Genomic DNA, 1330 nt, shown 5'->3' with positions numbered 1-1330 from the left:
GGGGATGACGCGGTTTGCGCGGCCGATGTCGAGTGGTTGGCTGTCGCCGTTCATGACGATGGGGATGACGGCGGCGTGGCAGGCGAGCAGCCGCAGATCCTTGGTGGCGATAGTGCCGCCGAAGTCGAGGATCGCGGTCCGGACCCGGTTCTCCAGCTCGGCGAGTGGGATGTGCACGTTGAGGTGCGGCCGGTGCCCGCCGGCGCGGGGGACGTCGCCGTGGTCGAGCACATAGCCACAGATATCAGCCAACGCCTCAGCCTGGCGTTGCCCAGCACTGCGCTGATCGTCGCTGGTGGCCGGCTTCGACTTGGCGTCGATCAAGGTGGTGATGGTGGCGAACAGGACCGGGTTGTCGAACCGTCCCTTGATCGTCCCGCCGGGCCGGTCGGGGTGGCGGGTGATCGTCAGCTCGTTGACCTCGGACTCGGGTCCGTCGTCGGGTTCGGGTCCGTCCTGGTCGAACGACCGGACGATCCGCATCCCCAACACGTACAAGCTCTGCGGCTCGAACACGGGCGCGTGGTCTGCGAGCTGAACCTCGACGTCGGCGCACACCGCCGGTGCCAGCCGCCCGGCCTCCTTCGAGGCGAGGACCTCAACGATCTTCTCCACGTGCCGCAGGCTCATCGCCCCGGCCTCGAACACCGCCGCACTGGCGGGCAGCCGGGGTGGCAACACCTGACCGTCCAGGGCGATCCGAGGGCAAACGTGCTCGGCGGCGGTGACGTACCGCTGGGCATCGCCGCGGTCGAGGTTCCACAGATCCCGGATCGCATGGATCGACGACTTATACCCCCGCGCATGAAAGCCACCCTCACGAACGAAAGCACTGATCGCACAAACCCTCGCGAAGTCCACCCGACGCCCGAGAACCTCCAACTCGCGGGTCGCGGCGCACCGTTCTTCAAACGACCCGACCAGGGTGTCTGCCTGCAGTTGTGCCGCCCCGGCGAGGGCGGTCTGCAGGTTCTCGGACATATCTCCATTTTAGACGCGGTGAAGATCCATAGCCAGTCCAATTCCGACTTCGTGCACACCTGAGGCAAAGCGTCGACAACGACGTTCTGGCGATTTGTGAGCGCTAACAATAGCCAAAACGTCGTTGTCGACACCCAAAACCGGGCCTGCGCCGAAGGCGTGCCCGCCACCCACAGGTGGAGCTGAGAGTGCCATCCCGTCGACCTGGCAAACACCCCACCACACGGCCGCCCGTGGGCGGCCCTCAACCCAACGCGAGGAAACGGACGAAGCTGACCTTCCCCCCGTAGCACGGACACCTGCGGTGTGGGGTCAGTGATGTTGGTCTGACCTGGTGTGCAGGGCTTCA

At 65.8% G+C, this 1330-nt stretch carries 1 protein-coding gene; it reads right to left on the bottom strand.

Annotated elements, in window-relative coordinates:
- Positions 1-981, bottom strand: a 981-nt coding sequence (locus LL648_RS43575; protein ID WP_232668859.1) for a DUF222 domain-containing protein, incomplete at its 3' end; no start/stop codon positions are given.
- Positions 982-1330 lie beyond the last annotated feature (349 nt).

It is taken from the genome of Pseudonocardia sp. TRM90224, assembly GCF_021245725.1.
GTDB lineage: Bacteria > Actinomycetota > Actinomycetes > Mycobacteriales > Pseudonocardiaceae > Pseudonocardia.
Note: the sequence above shows the minus strand (reverse complement) of the source record. Positions and strands in the feature narration are given on the sequence as shown.